This window comes from Amycolatopsis sp. NPDC051758 (assembly GCF_044453095.1).
Taxonomy (GTDB): Bacteria; Actinomycetota; Actinomycetes; order Mycobacteriales; family Pseudonocardiaceae; genus Amycolatopsis.
On the sequence record NZ_JBITCJ010000009.1, the window covers coordinates 291,941 to 307,593 of the forward strand.

Sequence of the window (15,653 nt, forward strand, 5' to 3'; positions counted from 1 at the left end):
GCGTTCGCCTAAGACGATCGTGCTAGGCTTCCGACATGGGCAACAAGGAAGCACTGCTGGCGGGCGCGAAGCGCTGTTTGAACGAGAAGGGCTACGCCCGCACGACGGTGCGGGACCTGGCCTCGGCGGCGGACGTCAGCATGGCGGCGATCGGCTACCACTTCGGCTCGCGGGAGGCGCTGCTCAACGCCGCACTGATCGAGGCGAACGAGGAATGGGGCGAAACGCTCGCCGAGGTCCTGCAGGTCGAGACACCCGCGGACGCGTCGCCGGCCGAGCGCTTCGAGCTGATCTGGCAACGCGTGATCGAGTCGTTCGGCCGGCACCGGCGAATGTGGGCGATGACTTTCGAGGCTTACTCGCAGCCGGATCTCGACGAGAAGGTCCGCGCCCAGCTGGCGAACGCCCTCGAGCTGGCCCGCTTCGGGCTGGCGAACCTCTTCCAGAGCCTCGACGACGGCAGCGCCGAGGCCCGGGCCGCCGGCACCGTGCACCAGGCCCTGCTTTCGGGCGTGATGCTCCAGTGGCTCGTCGACCCGGACCACGCGCCGTCGGGCGCCGACCTGGTCCGCGGCCTGCGCCTGATCGCGACGGACGTCCTGACCTAGGCGGTGACCAGGTCGGCGCCGGTGAAGAACGTCTGCGCCGCCGACATCGCGTTGTCGTCCAGCAGCACGTCGCCGGGGCGGCTGCCGTTGCCCAGGAGCACGCCGCCCCAATTCATACCCAGATACTCCGCGCACAGCTCCAAGGTGCCGATCAGTGGCTGGGCCTCGCGCGCCGTCTCACTCAGGACACTCACGCCCCACAGCGTCTTGCCGCGCATCTTCGGCTTGAACTCGACCGGCAGGCGCATCCAGCCGGACCAGTAGTCCAGGTACAGCTTCACGCTCGCCGAGACCGAGTACCAGTACACCGGCGACACGATCACGATGTCCGTCGCGGCGAACGTCGCGTCCATCAGCAGCTGTTCGTTCTCCCCCGGCGCCGGGTGCGAACCGGCGCCGTGGCGGCGGTCTTCGAACGGCGGGAGCGGCAGCTCGGGCAGCCGGAGCCACCGCTGTTCCGCGTCCTTCGGCAGCTCCTTCGCCGCCCGCCGGGCCAGCATCTCCGTGTTCCCGCCGGCCCGCGCCGCGCCGACCAGGAAGAGGAAGTTGCGTGTCATCCGAGAGTCCCCTCAGTTACTTGCATGTACATATAAAGAGTGTCCCTGCAGCTATCCTGATGTCAAGAGGAGGTCGGAGATGACCGTCGACGAACAGGCGTGGGGACGCGTTCTCGTCCTGCACGCCCGCATCGAGCAGGAGCTCGGCAAGGCGCTGCACCGCCGCCACGGATTGGGCCTGTCCGAGTACCGCGCGCTCGGCAAGCTGGTCGCGGGCCCGCGCGGTGGCCTGCGGATGCAGGAGCTCGCCGAGGCGATCGGGCTCAACCAGAGCTCGGTCAGCCGGATGTGCGCCCGCCTCGAAGACGCCGGCCTGACCATCCGCGACCTGTGCGAAGACGACCGCCGCGGCGTCTACTCGGTGATCACCGACGCCGGCCGCAAGCGCTACGCCGAGACCGAGCCGACGTACTGCTCGGTGCTGCGGACCGCGCTCGACAAGGCCGCGGGGGATCCCGAGCTGACCGCAGCGGTCGCCGCCGTCCGCGGCGCTTGACCCGAATATTCCACGGTGGTTATATACGGGCACAGGCAACCTAACGGGAGGACGCCGTGTCCGGACGCGCGAAGCTGCAGACCGTCGACGAACGCCCCGTGCTCAGGCTGGAACGCCGCCTGAAGCACGCGCCCGAAAAGGTCTGGCACGCCATCACCGACCCGGCCGAGCTCGCGCACTGGTTCCCCGCGCGGGTGGACGCCGACCTGCGCGCCGGCGGCGCCATCCGGTTCACCTTCCCCGGCGAGGACACCACGACGACCGGGCGGGTCGTCACCGTCGACCCGCCGCGCGAGTTCACCTTCGTCTGGAACGACGACACCCTGCGCTGGCTCATTTCCCCGGACGGCGACGGTTGCCTCCTGGAGTTCACGCACACCTTCGGCCGCGGCGACCCGGCGATCGCGAAGCTCGCGGCGGGCCGCAACGCCACCGGCTGGGACGTCTGCCTCGACGCCCTCGGCGCCTGCCTGGGCGGGCAGGACTTCCAGCAGCCGGCGCAGTGGCACGACGCGATGGCGTCCTATGTGGAGGAATTCGGCCTCGACGACGGCGAAGTCCTCGCGGACGGCACGATCCGCTTCCGCCGGGACCTGGTCTGGAAGCCCGTCGACGAGGTCGAGGCGCTCCTGCCCGGCGGACCCGGCTGGCACGTGCTGCAGGATCCGCTCGACGGCACCCGCGTCGAGTTCACCGAGCCGCCCGAAGCCGACGTCCCCGCCCAGCTCGCCCGGCGGCACGAGCAGCTCGACAAGCTGTTCGCGGCAACCCACGGCGTCGACCTGCCGGACTGGACACCCGACCGCGTCGAGGCCGTGAAGAAGCACTACGCGGAGCGTCCGACCCAGGGTTGACGCGCGGGCGCGGAAGTTCGCATTACGTTCGGCGCATGCGAATTCGCGTGGCGCTGGACGTGCTGGCCGCCCTCGTGCTGGGGATCGGTGCGGGCGGCAACCTCGCCGCGGGCGCGTGGACACTGCCGCCGTGGCTGCCCGCCTGGCTCGGCTGGACGATCCTGCTGACGAGCGTCGTCCCGATCGTGCTCCGGCGGTGGTGGCCGCTGGGCTCCTACGTGCTCAGCCTGGTGCTGGCCGCGGCCGCCGTCCCGATCGGCGGGCCGGTCTTCGGGGTCGCCGTGGTCGGTGCGGGATGCGCGCTCTACCTCGTCGTCGTCCGGCGCAAGCCCCGGGTCGGCCAGATCGGTCTCGCGGCGGGCATGGCCGAGCTGGGTGCGCTGGCCTTCTCGGTGGCGAACCCGAGCGCGTCGATGACGGTGAACTTCAGCGTGTCCGCGCTGGTGGTCGGGTTCGTGCTCGGCATCACCGTCCGCACCCGCCGCGAGTACGCCGTGATCGAGCGGGAAAACCATGCCCGCCAAGCGGTTTCGGCCGAACGGCTGCGCATCGCCCGCGAGATGCACGATGTCGTCGCGCACAGCATGAGCCTGATCGCGGTCAAGGCGGCGGTCGGCAACCACGTCGCCCTCGAGCAGCCGGCGGAAGCACGGGAAGCGCTGCGTGTCATCGAAGACACCAGCCGCGAGACCCTCGCCGAGCTGCGGCGGATGCTGGGTGTGCTGCGCGACGGCACCGGCGTCCCGGCCCTGGCGCCCGCCCCGACACTCGACGACCTGCGCACGCTCGCCGAACGTGCGCAACTGGCGGGCCCGGCCGTCGACCTCGTTGTCGACGGCCTCGACGAGCTGCCGAGCGGGGTTGGCCAGTCCGTGTACCGGATCGTGCAGGAGGCACTGACCAATGTGGTCAAACATGCGGGCGCGAACACGTGCCGGATCCACGTCACCGGCGCCGAAGGCGAGGTGCGCATCGAAGTGCTCGACGACGGCCGCGGCGGCGAAGCCGTGCCCGGACACGGCCTGATCGGGATGCGCGAACGGGTCGCGGTCTACGACGGCGAGTTCAGCGCGGCTCCCGCCGAAAGCGGCTTCCGCGTCTTCGCGCGTCTCCCCTACGAAACGGCGGTGGTCCGATGACCCGCGTCCTGATCGCCGACGACCAGGCGTTGCTGCGCGGCAGTTTCCGCGTGCTGGTGGACAGCGCGCCCGGGCTGACCGTGGTCGGCGAAGCGTCCGACGGTGTCGAAGCGGTCGCGCTGACCCGGCGCGAGCAGCCGGACGTCGTGCTCATGGACGTCCGGATGCCGGAAATGGACGGCATCGAGGCGACCCGGCGGATCTGCGCCGAGACCGACGTCCGCGTGCTGATGCTCACCACGTTCGACCTCGACGAGTACGTCTACGCGGCCCTGCGCGCCGGCGCGAGCGGCTTCCTGCTGAAGGACACCCGCCCGGCGGACCTGCTGGCCGCGATCGAGGTCATCGCGAGCGGCGACGCGCTGCTGGCGCCCTCGGTGACACGACGGCTGGTGGCGGAGTTCGCGCGCCTCCCGACCGGCCCGGTGACCCGGTTGGACGCGGTGACGGCGCGCGAGCAGGAGGTGCTGGCGCTGATCGCACGCGGGCTCTCGAACGACGAGATCGCGGCGCGCCTGCACCTGGGCATCGCGACGGTGAAGACGCACATCGGCCGGCTGCTGCACAAGCTCGCGGCGCGCGACCGGGCGCAGCTGGTGATCGCCGCGTACGAGTCGGGGCTGGTCCGGCCCGGCTGAGGCTCCGGACGGCTACGGTGGGTTCAAGGAGGCATACCTTGAGTCGTCGCAGCATCCTGATCTCCGGTGCCAGTATCGCCGGTCCGACCTTGGCTTCGTGGCTCGCGAAAGCGGGCTGGGACGTGACCGTGGTCGAGCGGTTCGACCACGTGCGCGAGCAGGGCCAGAACATCGACGTCCGCGGGGTCGGGCGCCAGGTGATCCGCCGGATGGGCCTGGAGGACGCCGTCCGCGCCGCCCACACCGGGGAGACCGGCACGGAGTTCGTCGACGAGCACGGCCGCACGATCGCCGGCTTCGCGGGCGGGACCGACGACACCTCCGGCGGCACCGCCGAACTGGAGATCCTGCGCGGTCAGTTCGCCAAGATCCTGTACGAGCACTCCGCGACCGACGCCGAGTACGTCTTCGGCGACCAGATCACCGCCCTGGACGACAACGGCTCCGGCGTCGACGTCGAGTTCCGGCGCGGGGCCCGTCGCCGCTTCGACGCGGTGGTCATCGCCGAAGGCCTCCGCTCACGTACCCGTGCCCTGATCATGCCCGACGCGCACATCCACGAACTGGGCCTCTACAACGCTTTCCTCGCGATCCCGCGCAGCGACGACGACACCGACCGCTGGCGCGTGCTGGCCTGCGGCCGGGGGCGGACGCTCTCCCTGCGCCCGGACAACCTCGGCACCACCCAGGCGTCGTTGAGCTTCATCTCCGACGTGCGCGGCCTGGACCGGCTCGGCCACGACGACGTCGTGGCGATCCTTCGGGCGACCTTCGCCGACGTCGGCTGGGCGGCCCCGCGGGTGCTCGGCGAGCTGGCCAACGGCTCCCTGTACTTCGAGGACATCGGGCAGGCGAAGCTCGGCACGTGGAGCCGCGGCCGGGTCGCGCTGCTCGGTGACGCCGCCCACTGCGCGTCCCCGGTCAGCGGCATGGGCACCACCTTGGCGCTGGCCGGCGCCTACGTCCTGGCGGGAGAACTCGCCGGCCACGACGACCCGCGCGACGCCTTCGCCCGGTACGAGCAGGTGCTGCGTCCCCTGGTCACGAAGGCGCAGCAGCTCCCGCCAGGGGCTCCCCAGATCGCCCACCCTCGCAGCCGCCTGCAGCTCGCCGCGTTCCGGACGGCGGTGCGCGTGGCCGCGTCGCCGCTGCTCGGCGGGGTCTCGGGCCTGGCGGGCAAGTTCATGACCCCGCCGGCCGAAGCGATCACGCTGCCGGAGTACCCGATCCCGGCCGCCGCCGGGTGACTCAGCCCACCGCCCGGGTGAACGGGGCGAACCGCTTCGCCGGATCCCCGGGCAGTGGCCGGCCGGCCAGGACCAGCCGCGGCGCCGGGGCCGTCGGGACCAGGCCGCGTTCCCGCACCCACGCCGTCAGCTCCGGGAAGCGGAAGTCCGGATCCACCCGCACTTCGCCGGACGCCGACCGCGCCGCCCCGCGGATCAGAGCCCGCGCCTGCGCTTCCGTGTCGGCGACGACCGGGCCGAGCACCGTCACGTGCCCGATGTCGGTCCCGAACGCGAAACCACCGTCGACGGCGTAGGCCGTCCCCAGCCGTTCCAGCAGCGGGCGCCGGTCCACGCCGTGCCGCTCGAACCGGCTCTCCACCAGCACCATCGAGATCGACGACACCGATCCGAAGGACACCAGGACGGCGGTCGCGGCCAGTTCGGAGCAGGCGGGCAGGTCGGCAGCGCTCAGCGTCCGGATCTCCATGGACGTTGCCTACGCCACACGCGAAGTGACCGGCAAGTAGCTAAGCTCCCGTGGCATGAGCAGTGCGACGGAGCCGCTCGGGACGCCGCCCGAGGATGAACCGGACATCCACACCACGGCCGGCAAGCTGGCCGACCTGTATCGCCGGTACGACGAGGCGGTGCACGCGGGCTCGGCCCGTGCGGTGGAGAAGCAGCACGCCAAGGGCAAGAAGACCGCGCGTGAGCGGATCGAGCTGCTGCTGGACGAGAACTCGTTCGTCGAGCTCGACGAGCTGGCCCGGCACCGCTCGACCAACTTCGGGCTCGAGAAGAACCGCCCCTACGGCGACGGCGTCGTCACCGGTTACGGCAGCATCGACGGCCGCCCGGTGTGCGTGTTCAGCCAGGACGTGACGGTGTTCGGCGGCGCGCTCGGCGAGGTGTACGGCGAGAAGATCGTCAAGGTGATGGACCTGGCGATCAAGACCGGCCGGCCGATCATCGGCATCAACGAAGGCGGCGGCGCGCGCATCCAGGAGGGTGTCGTCTCGCTCGGCCTGTACGGCGAGATCTTCAACCGCAACGTCAAGGCGTCCGGCGTGATCCCGCAGATCTCGCTGATCATGGGCGCGAACGCGGGCGGGCACGTCTACTCCCCCGCGCTGACCGACTTCGTGGTGATGGTCGACGAGACGTCGCAGATGTTCATCACCGGCCCGGACGTCGTCAAGACGGTCACCGGCGAGGACGTCACCTTCGAGGAGCTCGGCGGCGGCCGCACCCACAACACGAAGTCCGGCGTCGCGCACTACCTCGGCTCCGACGACGAAGACGCGATCGCCTACGTCAAGGAACTCCTCTCCTACCTGCCGCAGAACAACCTGTCGGACGCGCCGGTCTTCGAACCGCCGGACGACGCACCCGGGTTCTTCGACAACGTCACCGACGCCGACCGCGAGCTCGACACGATCATCCCGGACTCGCCGAACACCCCGTACGACATGCACGAGGTCATCAACCGCGTGGTCGACGACGGTGACTTCCTCGAGGTCCACGAGCTGTTCGCGCCGAACATCATCGTCGGCTTCGGCCGCGTCGACGGCCAGAGCGTCGGCGTCGTCGCCAACCAGCCGACGCAGTTCGCCGGCTGCCTCGACATCGACGCGTCCGAGAAGGCCGCGCGGTTCGTGCGCACCTGCGACGCGTTCAACATCCCGGTGCTGACCTTCGTCGACGTCCCGGGTTTCCTCCCGGGCACCGAGCAGGAGTGGAACGGCATCATCCGCCGCGGCGCGAAGCTGATCTACGCCTACGCGGAGGCGACGGTCCCGCTGGTCACGATCATCACGCGCAAGGCCTACGGCGGCGCGTACGACGTCATGGGGTCGAAGCACCTCGGCGCCGACATCAACCTCGCCTGGCCGACCGCGCAGGTCGCGGTGATGGGCGCCCAGGGCGCGGCGAACATCGTCCACCGCAAGACGCTGGCGAACGCGGCCAACGAGGGTCGCGATGTCGATCAGCTGCGCGCCGAGCTGATCCAGGAGTACGAAGACACGCTGCTCAACCCGTACGCGGCGGCCGAGCGGGGATATGTCGACTCGGTGATCGTGCCGGCGCACACCCGCGGGCACGTCGCGCGGGCGCTGTCGCTGCTGCGCAACAAGCGTGAGTCGCTGCCGCCCAAGAAGCACGGGAACATCCCGCTGTGAGCGAGGAGAGCCGGCCCCTGCTGAGGGTGGTCCGCGGAAACCCGAGCGACGCCGAACTGGCGGCGCTGACGGCGGTTGTCGCCGCAGCGTCGGCCGCTTCGCCCGCACAGAAGCCGAAGCCGCGTACGTCGTGGTGGGGCGATCACGCTGCTTCGCTGCGTAAGCCGCTTCACCACGGCGACGGCGCTTGGCGCGCTTCGGGTCTCCCCGGCATCTGACCGCTCAGCGCGGCAAGGCGTCGAGGAACACGGTCGGGACCTCGTTCTCGCGGACGACCCGGCCCAGCAGCGCGGCCAGCCGGTCCCGGTCGGGGCCGGCCAGGCCGTCCGCCAGTTGGTCGACACGGCGGCACGTCGCCGCGTAGAAGTCTTCGGCCAGTTCGCGGCCTTCGGTCGTCAACACGACGTGCACCGCGCGGCGGTCGTCCGGGTCGGGTTCGCGGCGCACGAGCGCACGCCGGACGGCGCGGTCGACGAGCCCGGTGAGGCTGGACTTCTCCAGGCCGAGCGTCGCGCCGAGCTCGCCCATGCCGTACGGCTGGGCCATCAGCACGCACAGCAGCTGGCCCTGCTGCACGGTGAGCCCGTATTCGCGAGCCGACTCGGCGTAGACGGCGTTCACCAGGAACGACGCCCGCACCAGCCCGGCCACCACACCGAGGTCCTCCCCGCGTTTCCCCATCGCACCAGCCTACTTCGCCACGGCTTTCCGCACGGCGGGCGCGATCTCCTCGGCCCACCGCGCGGCGGCGACCTCGTCGGGCGTGCTGCCGCCGGGCCCGAAGAGCACAAACCCGGCGGCGCCGTGGTCGAGCACCGCGCCGGTCAGCTCCTCGATCCACTGGTCCGGCGAGCCGCCGATCCAGCGTCCGTCGTCGGCGCGGGTCTTCTTCAGCGGCTCGGCGGTGATCCGCCCGGGGAAGTTGTACACGGTCGCGATCTCACCGGGATCCCGTCCGGCGCCGGCCGCGGCTTCGTCGATCACCGGCCGGGACGTGCGGTAGCGCTCGCTGAGCCAGTCGGCGGCGTGCCCGGGCATCCACCCGTCGGCCACCCGCCCGGTGACGGCGAGCGACTTCGGCCCGACCGAGCCGGTCCACACCGGCGGCGTCTTTTCCGTTGCCGGCGTCAAATCCGTGACCTGGTAGAACTCGCCGTCAAAAGTCACCGGCTCACCACCACCGCCGAGCAGCTTCACCAGCCGGATGCCTTCCTCGAAGGCGCGGACGGCTTGACCCGGCGTGAGCTTGGTGACGCCGAGCCGCGCGATGTCGTCCCAGAGCCCGCCGACCCCCATGCCGAGCACGATCCGCCCGCCGGTCAGCGCGGACAGCGACGTGACGGTGCGCGCGAGCATCGGCGCGTGCCGTGTGGGCAGGTTGGTCACGCTGACCAGGCCGGACACGCGTTCGGTACGCCCGAGCAAGACGCCGATCTCGGCGTACGCGTCGAGCCGATCGGCGTAGTACGGGTGGTCGGAGACCGTGACGAGGTCCAGCCCCGCCCGGTCGACCTGGACGGCGAGCCGCAGGGTCTCTTCGGTCGCCGCGACGGCGGTCGACACCCCGATCCCGAAGTGCACCATGATTCCTCCCAGTTTTTAGTTCGCTCTACGAACTGACTATACATAGTTCTTGACACGAACTGATCTGGGTTGGCATGCCCGCCGCCGCCGGCAGGGTTTCCGCACCGTTCGCGGAGTACCGAGCTAGCCCGGAACCCGCTGCCGAGCACGCAGCACCAACGTTTCGGCGCTCCGACCGGCTCGTTTGGCTTCCTCCACGGTGGGAGAGGTGTGCGTGTAACCAGCTTTCGTCTTCATCTTGAGGAGGGCACTCAGCGCACGACCCGCATCCTTGTCAACCTTCGCCAGGAGTTCGACGGCGTCGTTGTGACTCTCGCCCTGCGCATGCTCGCCGAGCCCGGCGCAGCAAAGAGCATCGGCCGCCGCGATACCGGCGTGCACACAAAGCGTCACGTACGCGTCAGCATGCTTACCGAGCTCTCGATCGAAAAGCAGATCCCGGGCAACTTCCCAGAACTGCTCCGCCTTCGCCAGGCGCCCCCGCATGACCTCGGGGCTACAACTCTTCGTCCGCACTTCGGCTCTTCCTCTTCCGGATCTGCCCGCCCAGCCAGGAATGACGACCCGCCACGGTGAGCCCGTCGCGCAGGACGTCGCTCAGCACCGGCTCGTCCCGGCCACGGGTCAAGACTTCAGTCACGGTGAACTCGAGGATCCGGGCGTCATTGCCGGTCCACCGGGAAACATCGGCAGCCAAAGCGTCGACCTGAAGACCCCAGCGATCTTCATCGGCGTCGTCGGGCCGGACCAGAAGCAGGTCGATGTCACTCCCGGCGGTCATGGAGCCCCGAGCGGCAGAACCGAACACCGCGCCGTACTTCGGCCGGGGTTTCCAGGACTCGAGCGCGGACTCGATCCGCTGAACCAGCTTCCCGCGCAAGCCCGCCAGTCCGATGACGTGCTCCGCGGCGAGGTGGTCACGGTTGAGCCGATAGGCGAACGCATTACCGACCCGTTCCGCGTGCACGATGCCCTGCCCGGCCAGCCGCCGCAGAACCTTCCTGATCCCCTCTTCCGAATGCCGGTCCAGCACCCGGTGCAGCTGACCGGTCGTGAACGCGCTCTCGTAGCCGGCCAGGGCGGCGAGCACGTCGCCGTCCAGAGTCGGGGTAACCGTGGCCAGCGGCCGGCTCAGCTCCATCACACACCTCTCAATCCCGCACTATAGTACTGGTACCCGTACTATAGTACGGGATCATCAAGGGAGAAGAAATCAGTTTCACGCTCCCTCTCCCGTGTCACCGCCACGACTTCGCCCTTCCGAGAGAAGCCACAGAGTCCCCGCCGGACGGATCATGGAAGCCTGCGCGCCGTGTACGCACGGTCACAGAACCAGACATGGACGGCCGCATAGTCAGCGCCGTATAGTCCACGTGGAATAAACGACCTGGAGTCATCCGGAGGGACCAACGACCATGGCCTCGGCCAAGCTCACCCCGCTCGGCATCGCCGTGCTGGAGCTGCTCCACGAGAAACCCATGCACCCGTACGAGATGGCCCAGCTCATGCGTGAGCGGTACGTCGACACCCGGGTCAACGTGAAGGCGGGATCGCTCTACCACACCGTGGAACGCCTGCAGCGCAACGGTTTGATCGAGGTGGTCGACACGCAGCGCGACGGCAGGCGGCCCGAGCGGACCGTCTACGGCATGACCCAGGCCGGGCTGGACGAGTTCAGCCAGCGCGGCCGCGAACTGCTGGGCGACCTCGTCAAGGAGTTCCCCGCGTTCCTGTCCGGACTCGCCGTCATCGACGAGCTGGGCAAGGAGGCGTCACTGCTCGAGCTCGAGCACCGCGTCACGCGGCTGCGCGCCGGCGTGGCCGCCGACCAGGCCGTCCTCGACCACCTCACCGGGGACCGGACGCCGGAGATCTACTGGCTCGACTGGCGCTACCAGTGCGACCACCGGAAGTTCGAGCTCGAGTGGACCGAACGGCTCCTCGACGACCTGCGCTCCGGGCGGATCCCATTCCAGGACCACCACCACCAACGCTACCTGAGCCTCATCACCAGGGAAGACGACGATGAACGCAAGACAAGCTAACCCGTGGGCCGCGCTGGGCGCGCTGTGCCTCGGCTTCTTCATGATCCTGCTCGACACGACCATCGTGTCGATCGCGATCCCCACCATGCTCCGCGAGCTGAACGCCGGACTGAACTCGGTCGTCTGGGTGATCAGCGTCTACCTGCTGACCTACGCCGTGCCGATGCTGTTCACCAGTCGCCTTGGGGACCGCTTCGGCCCCAAGCGGGTGTTCCTCGCCGGGCTGGTCGTGTTCACCGGCGCGTCGCTGTGGTGCGGCCTGTCCGGCAACGTCGAGATGCTGATCGCCGCGCGGGCCGTGCAGGGGCTCGGCGCCGCGCTGATGACACCGCAGACGCTGGCGTTCATCACGCACCTCTTCCCGCCGGCCAAGCGCGGCCCGGCGATGGGCATGTGGGGCGGTGTCGCCGGGCTGGCGACGATCGCCGGCCCGCTGCTCGGCGGGGTGCTGGTGGACCACCTCGGCTGGGAGTGGATCTTCTACGTCAACGTGCCGATCGGCGTGATCGCCATCGTGGCGACGCTGATGCTCGTGCCGGACTGGCAGCCGAAGCACTCGCACTCGTTCGACCTGCTGGGCATCCTGCTCTCGAGCCTGGCGCTGCTCTGCATCGTGTTCGGCGTCCAGAACGGCCAGCAGTACGACTGGGGCACGGTCTGGGGCGGGATCACCGTGTTCGAGATCATCGGCGCCGGCGTGGTGCTGCTGGCAGCTTTCCTGGTGTGGCAACGGTTCAACAAGCGTGAGCCGCTGCTGCCGCTGCAGGTGTTCTCGAACCGGAACTTCTCCGCGGGGACGCTCACCGCGACCACGGTCGGCTTCGCGATGACCGGCATGTTCCTGCCGCTGGTGATCTACATCCAGTCGGTGCTCGGGCTGACCCCGACCATGGCCGGCCTGCTGACCGCGCCGATGTCGCTGCTGTCCGGGATCGTGGCGCCGTTCGTCGGGCGCGCGTCGGACAAGGTGAACGGCAAGTACCTGGTGATGTTCGGCCTCGCCGCGCTCGCGGCCGGGCTCGGGGTGATCGCGCTGCAGGCGTCGCCGACGAGCAGCCCGTGGAGCTTCATCCCGGCGCTGCTGATGTGCGGGCTCGGCATCGGCTGCATCTTCTCGCCGATGAGCAACATGACGATGGGCTCGGTCGAGCCGCGGCTGGCCGGGACGGCGTCGGGCATCTTCAACACTTCGCGCCAGGTCGGCGGTGTGCTCGGCAGCGCCGCGATCGGCGTGCTGCTGCAGGCGCAGGTGAGTTCCTCGATTGCCGACGAAGCGGCGAAGGCGGCTTCGCAGCTGCCGGAGCAGTACCGGGCGCCGTTCACCGAGGGCATCGCCCAGGCGGCGGCGAGCACGGGCGAGTTCGGGTCGGCGGGCGGCCCGTCGCCGATGCCGGGCCTGCCGGCCGAGATCGCGGCCCAGGCCGGGAAGCTGGCCTCCGACGCGGTCCACAGTGGACTCACGGACGCGGCCCGCGTGACGATGCTGCTGCCGATGGTGGTGCTGTTGCTGGGCCTGCTTTCGGCGGCCATGCTGCGGCAGGTCAAGCCGCGCTGGGCCACTCCGGCGCCGGCCGAGCCCGAAGCCGCCAAGGCCTGACGCCAAACCGTGCGGGCCGCCACTCCGGGTGTCGGGTACCGGAGCGGAGGCCCGCACGGACCGCGGGAGCGGTGGTCTAGTGCCGCCGGTAGGACAGGCCGTACCCGTACGGGAACAGCCCCTGCTTCCCGTCACCCACGTTGATCGGCTCCTGCGAAGAGCTCCGGGGCCAGGTGAAGCTCAACCGGCCGGTCGGGTTGTAGTCGCCGTACAGCACGTCCGCGACGCCGGCGCCCTCCGAACCCGGCAGCCAAGCCGCCACCAGGCCGTCGATCGACGGCAGCAGCCCGGTGATGTCGAGCGGCCGGCCGGAGACCGTCACCACGACCGTCGGCACGCCCGAAGCCTTCAGCTTGCCGAGGAGGGCGAGGTCTTCGGCGTCGAGGCCGAGTCCGTTCGGCCGGTCTCCCTGCCCTTCGGCGTACGGCGTTTCGCCCACCACGGCGACTGCGACCTCGAAGCTGGAGTCGATTCCGTCACCCGTACGGTCATAGGTCACCTCCGTGCCCTTCCCGGCACCAGCCTTGATGCCGTCGAGGATCGTCGAGCCGGGGATGACCCGCGCGCCGCTCTGGCCCTGCCAGGTCAGCGTCCAGCCACCCGCCTGGTTGCCCATGTCGTCGGCGTTCTTGCCGGCGACGAAGATCTTGTTGTCCCGCTTCGCGAGCGGCAGCACGCCGTGGGCGTTCTTCAGCAGCACCTGCGACTCGCGCACCGCCTGCCGCGCCACCGCCCGGTGCGCCGCGCTGCCGAAGTCCCGCTGGAGCGAGCGGTCGGTGTACGGGTGCTCGAACAGGCCCAGCTGGAACTTCTTGGTCAGGATCCGGCGGTTGGCGTCGTTGATGCGCGACATCGGCACGTGTCCATTTTGGACTTCCGCGCGCAGCGTGGTGATGAACTGCTGGTAGTCGTAGGGGACCATGACCATGTCGATCCCGGCGTTGACGGCCTGGCTGACCTCGGCCGCGGTGAACCCCGGCTGGCCGTCGATCTGGTTGATGCCGTCCCAGTCCGAGATGACGTAACCGGAGAAGTGCAGCTCGCCCTTCAGCAGGTCGGTGATCAGGAACTTGTTCCCGTGGTCCTTGACGCCGTTCCAGCTGTTGAAGCTGATCATCACCGAGCCGACACCCTCGTCGACCGCGGCGCGGAACGGCGGCAGGTGCACGCGGCGCAGCTCGTCCAGGCTGATCTGGGTGTTGCCCTGGTCGACCCCGCCGGTGGTGCCGCCGTCGCCGATGTAGTGCTTGGCCGTGGCCATGATCGACGTCCGGTCGTCGAGCGAGCGGCCCTGCATTCCTTCGATGACCACGGAGTTCGCGACGGCGTTGCGGGGGACCTCGCCGAAGGACTCGTAGGTGCGGCCCCAGCGGTCGTCGCGGGCGACGCACAGGCACGGCGCGAAGCCCCACTTGACGCCGGTGGCGGCCGCTTCGGAAGCGGTCACCGCGCCGATCTTCTCGACCAGCCGCGGGTCGTTCGCCGCGCCCAGGCCGATGTTGTGCGGGAAGACCGTCGCGCCGTAGACGTTGTTGTGGCCGTGCACGGTGTCGGCGCCGTAGACGATCGGGATGCCGAGCCCGGTCGACGTCGCGGCCCGCTGGTAGGCGTCGACCATGTCCGCCCACCCGGCCGGGGTGTTCGGCGTCGGCGTGGAGCCGCCGCCGGAGAGGATGGAGCCCAGCCGGGCGGACGCGGCCTGCGCGGGCGTCGCGGCCTGGCGCTCGGCCTCGGTCATCTGCCCGATCTTGTCGTCGAGGGTCATCCGCGCCATCAGGTCCTGAACGCGCGAGGACACCGGTGCGCGGGGATTCTTGTACAGCGGGAGCGCCGAAGCGGACGCCGCGGGGACGAGGGCGGTGCCCGCCAGCAACAAGCCGGCGAGCAGGGCAGGGGTCGCGCGCAGTGATCTGTTCGTGCGGAGGAGCAGCATCGGTTCTCCCCGAAAACGATCAATCGATCCATATGTTGCGAGCCACAACAAAATAGCTCTCCTGTCGAGTGACGCCGGTCACAATTCGGTCACGACGAGCGTCCGGGTACCTTCCCGGTGTGCAGTTCGTCCTCGCCTCCCAGTCCCCCGCCCGGCTCGCCCTCCTGCGTTCGGCGGGCCTCGATCCGGCCGTGTTCGTCTCCGGCGTCGACGAAGACGCCGTCGCCGATTCGCTGACCGACCCGGCCCCGGCCGAACTGGTCATGGCGCTCGCCGCGGCCAAGGCCGAAGCGGTCCTCGACCAGGTCGCCGCCGCGCACCCGGACGCCGTCGTCGTCGCCTGCGACTCGATGCTGAACATCGGCGGCACGATGGTCGGCAAACCGGCCGATCCGGACACCGCCCGGCAGCGCTGGGCCGCGATGGCGGGGTCATCCGGTGAACTCTTCACCGGCCACACGGTCGTCCGGCTCGACGGCGGGACGCGGGCCAAGGAGGCGTCCGGCTCGATGTCGACGGCCGTCCGGTTCGGCACGCCGAGCGCCGCGGAGGTCGACGCCTACGTCGCCAGCGGCGAGCCGCTGCACGTCGCCGGCGGGTTCACGATCGACGGCTTGGGCGGCTGGTTCGTCGAAGGCCTCAACGGCGACCACACCAGTGTCATCGGCCTCAGCCTCCCGCTGACGCGCCGGCTGCTGGCCGAGGTCGGCGTGAGTGTCGTGGATCTCTGGCGGCCTCCCGCATCCTGAGAAAGGCGCCACACGAACGGGTGATCCGGAAGAGTCCTCGCTTG

18 protein-coding genes are annotated in these 15,653 nt (G+C 69.9%); 11 read left to right on the forward strand and 7 right to left on the reverse strand.

Annotation, left to right across the window (positions count from 1 at the left end; all coding sequences use genetic code 11):
* Positions 1-35 precede the first annotated feature (35 nt).
* On the forward strand, positions 36-608 hold the full coding sequence (locus ACIA5G_RS37060) for a TetR/AcrR family transcriptional regulator (protein WP_395931885.1): 573 nt from the start codon (positions 36-38) through the stop codon (positions 606-608).
* Here ACIA5G_RS37060 and ACIA5G_RS37065 read toward each other — a convergent pair.
* Positions 605-1,165 (reverse strand): flavodoxin family protein, encoded by a 561-nt coding sequence (locus ACIA5G_RS37065; protein ID WP_395931887.1) that lies wholly within the window; start codon positions 1,163-1,165, stop codon positions 605-607. The two genes, ACIA5G_RS37060 and ACIA5G_RS37065, sit on opposite strands and share 4 nt — an antisense overlap.
* Before the next feature lie 79 nt (positions 1,166-1,244).
* Between ACIA5G_RS37065 and ACIA5G_RS37070 the strand changes: the two genes are divergently transcribed.
* From ACIA5G_RS37070 to ACIA5G_RS37090, 5 genes are read left to right on the forward strand one after another with little or no spacing between them, the layout of a single operon-like run.
* Positions 1,245-1,661, forward strand: a complete 417-nt coding sequence (locus ACIA5G_RS37070; RefSeq protein WP_395931889.1) for a MarR family winged helix-turn-helix transcriptional regulator — start codon at positions 1,245-1,247, stop codon at positions 1,659-1,661.
* 56 nt (positions 1,662-1,717) lie between these two features.
* A complete protein-coding gene (locus ACIA5G_RS37075) occupies positions 1,718-2,515 on the forward strand; it encodes an SRPBCC family protein (protein ID WP_395931891.1) in 798 nt (265 codons plus the stop codon).
* A 35-nt stretch (positions 2,516-2,550) separates the two neighbouring features.
* A complete protein-coding gene (locus ACIA5G_RS37080) occupies positions 2,551-3,654 on the forward strand; it encodes a sensor histidine kinase (RefSeq protein ID WP_395931893.1) in 1,104 nt (367 codons plus the stop codon).
* Positions 3,651-4,292: a response regulator gene (locus ACIA5G_RS37085; protein ID WP_395931895.1), complete on the forward strand. Its 642-nt coding sequence runs from the start codon at positions 3,651-3,653 to the stop codon at positions 4,290-4,292. Before ACIA5G_RS37080 ends, ACIA5G_RS37085 begins: the two co-directional genes overlap by 4 nt.
* 38 nt (positions 4,293-4,330) lie before the next feature.
* Positions 4,331-5,539, forward strand: a complete 1,209-nt coding sequence (locus tag ACIA5G_RS37090; protein WP_395931897.1) for an FAD-dependent monooxygenase — start codon at positions 4,331-4,333, stop codon at positions 5,537-5,539.
* A 1-nt stretch (position 5,540) separates the two neighbouring features.
* Here the strand turns inward: ACIA5G_RS37090 and ACIA5G_RS37095 are convergent, their stop codons facing one another.
* Entirely contained in the window at positions 5,541-6,008 is a 468-nt protein-coding gene (locus ACIA5G_RS37095) for a hypothetical protein (RefSeq protein ID WP_395931899.1), read from the reverse strand.
* A 55-nt stretch (positions 6,009-6,063) separates the two neighbouring features.
* Here ACIA5G_RS37095 and ACIA5G_RS37100 point away from each other — a divergent pair, with 55 nt between their 5' ends.
* Together ACIA5G_RS37100 and ACIA5G_RS37105 are read left to right on the forward strand one after the other, a co-directional pair.
* Positions 6,064-7,701, forward strand: coding sequence for an acyl-CoA carboxylase subunit beta (locus ACIA5G_RS37100; protein WP_395931901.1), 1,638 nt, complete (start codon positions 6,064-6,066; stop codon positions 7,699-7,701).
* Positions 7,698-7,919, forward strand: a complete 222-nt coding sequence (locus tag ACIA5G_RS37105) for an acyl-CoA carboxylase subunit epsilon (protein ID WP_395931903.1) — start codon at positions 7,698-7,700, stop codon at positions 7,917-7,919. Before ACIA5G_RS37100 ends, ACIA5G_RS37105 begins: the two co-directional genes overlap by 4 nt.
* 4 nt (positions 7,920-7,923) lie before the next feature.
* On the opposite strand, the gene ACIA5G_RS37110 is transcribed toward ACIA5G_RS37105, so the two are convergent.
* The 4 genes from ACIA5G_RS37110 to ACIA5G_RS37125 form a co-directional block, all read right to left on the reverse strand.
* Entirely contained in the window at positions 7,924-8,382 is a 459-nt protein-coding gene (locus ACIA5G_RS37110) for a MarR family winged helix-turn-helix transcriptional regulator (RefSeq protein WP_395931905.1), read from the reverse strand.
* 9 nt (positions 8,383-8,391) lie between these two features.
* Positions 8,392-9,285, reverse strand: coding sequence for an LLM class flavin-dependent oxidoreductase (locus tag ACIA5G_RS37115; RefSeq protein ID WP_395931907.1), 894 nt, complete (start codon positions 9,283-9,285; stop codon positions 8,392-8,394).
* Positions 9,286-9,408: 123 nt separating this feature from the next.
* Positions 9,409-9,771: a hypothetical protein gene (locus tag ACIA5G_RS37120; RefSeq protein ID WP_395931909.1), complete on the reverse strand. Its 363-nt coding sequence runs from the start codon at positions 9,769-9,771 to the stop codon at positions 9,409-9,411.
* Between the two features lie 10 nt (positions 9,772-9,781).
* Entirely contained in the window at positions 9,782-10,375 is a 594-nt protein-coding gene (locus ACIA5G_RS37125) for a nucleotidyltransferase domain-containing protein (RefSeq protein WP_395931911.1), read from the reverse strand.
* A gap of 325 nt (positions 10,376-10,700) precedes the next feature.
* On the opposite strand from ACIA5G_RS37125, the gene ACIA5G_RS37130 reads away from it, so the two are divergent.
* Both ACIA5G_RS37130 and ACIA5G_RS37135 read left to right on the forward strand, forming a co-directional pair.
* Positions 10,701-11,330: a PadR family transcriptional regulator gene (locus ACIA5G_RS37130; protein ID WP_395931913.1), complete on the forward strand. Its 630-nt coding sequence runs from the start codon at positions 10,701-10,703 to the stop codon at positions 11,328-11,330.
* The gene (locus ACIA5G_RS37135; protein ID WP_395931915.1) at positions 11,311-12,927 is read left to right on the forward strand and encodes a DHA2 family efflux MFS transporter permease subunit; all 1,617 of its coding nucleotides are present in this window, start codon (positions 11,311-11,313) and stop codon (positions 12,925-12,927) included. Before ACIA5G_RS37130 ends, ACIA5G_RS37135 begins: the two co-directional genes overlap by 20 nt.
* A 76-nt stretch (positions 12,928-13,003) precedes the next feature.
* Here the strand turns inward: ACIA5G_RS37135 and ACIA5G_RS37140 are convergent, their stop codons facing one another.
* The gene (locus tag ACIA5G_RS37140) at positions 13,004-14,860 is read right to left on the reverse strand and encodes a glycoside hydrolase family 3 protein (protein WP_395931917.1); all 1,857 of its coding nucleotides are present in this window, start codon (positions 14,858-14,860) and stop codon (positions 13,004-13,006) included.
* Positions 14,861-14,979: 119 nt separating this feature from the next.
* Here ACIA5G_RS37140 and ACIA5G_RS37145 point away from each other — a divergent pair, with 119 nt between their 5' ends.
* Complete coding sequence (locus tag ACIA5G_RS37145; RefSeq protein WP_395931919.1) at positions 14,980-15,609, forward strand: Maf family protein; 630 nt, start codon at positions 14,980-14,982, stop codon at positions 15,607-15,609.
* Positions 15,610-15,653: the final 44 nt, after the last annotated feature.

Excerpts from the sequence above, each read along its gene's own strand:
- ACIA5G_RS37060 (WP_395931885.1), top strand. The coding sequence starts at position 36 with ATGGGCAACAAGGAAGCACTGCTGGCGGGCGCGAAGCGCTGTTTGAAC.
- ACIA5G_RS37065 (WP_395931887.1), bottom strand. The coding sequence starts at position 1,165 with ATGACACGCAACTTCCTCTTCCTGGTCGGCGCGGCGCGGGCCGGCGGG.
- ACIA5G_RS37070 (WP_395931889.1), top strand. The coding sequence starts at position 1,245 with ATGACCGTCGACGAACAGGCGTGGGGACGCGTTCTCGTCCTGCACGCC.
- ACIA5G_RS37080 (WP_395931893.1), top strand. The coding sequence starts at position 2,551 with ATGCGAATTCGCGTGGCGCTGGACGTGCTGGCCGCCCTCGTGCTGGGG.
- ACIA5G_RS37085 (WP_395931895.1), top strand. The coding sequence starts at position 3,651 with ATGACCCGCGTCCTGATCGCCGACGACCAGGCGTTGCTGCGCGGCAGT.
- ACIA5G_RS37095 (WP_395931899.1), bottom strand. The coding sequence starts at position 6,008 with ATGGAGATCCGGACGCTGAGCGCTGCCGACCTGCCCGCCTGCTCCGAA.
- ACIA5G_RS37100 (WP_395931901.1), top strand. The coding sequence starts at position 6,064 with ATGAGCAGTGCGACGGAGCCGCTCGGGACGCCGCCCGAGGATGAACCG.
- ACIA5G_RS37110 (WP_395931905.1), bottom strand. The coding sequence starts at position 8,382 with ATGGGGAAACGCGGGGAGGACCTCGGTGTGGTGGCCGGGCTGGTGCGG.
- ACIA5G_RS37115 (WP_395931907.1), bottom strand. The coding sequence starts at position 9,285 with ATGGTGCACTTCGGGATCGGGGTGTCGACCGCCGTCGCGGCGACCGAA.
- ACIA5G_RS37120 (WP_395931909.1), bottom strand. The coding sequence starts at position 9,771 with ATGCGGGGGCGCCTGGCGAAGGCGGAGCAGTTCTGGGAAGTTGCCCGG.
- ACIA5G_RS37130 (WP_395931913.1), top strand. The coding sequence starts at position 10,701 with ATGGCCTCGGCCAAGCTCACCCCGCTCGGCATCGCCGTGCTGGAGCTG.
- ACIA5G_RS37135 (WP_395931915.1), top strand. The coding sequence starts at position 11,311 with ATGAACGCAAGACAAGCTAACCCGTGGGCCGCGCTGGGCGCGCTGTGC.
- ACIA5G_RS37140 (WP_395931917.1), bottom strand. The coding sequence starts at position 14,860 with ATGCTGCTCCTCCGCACGAACAGATCACTGCGCGCGACCCCTGCCCTG.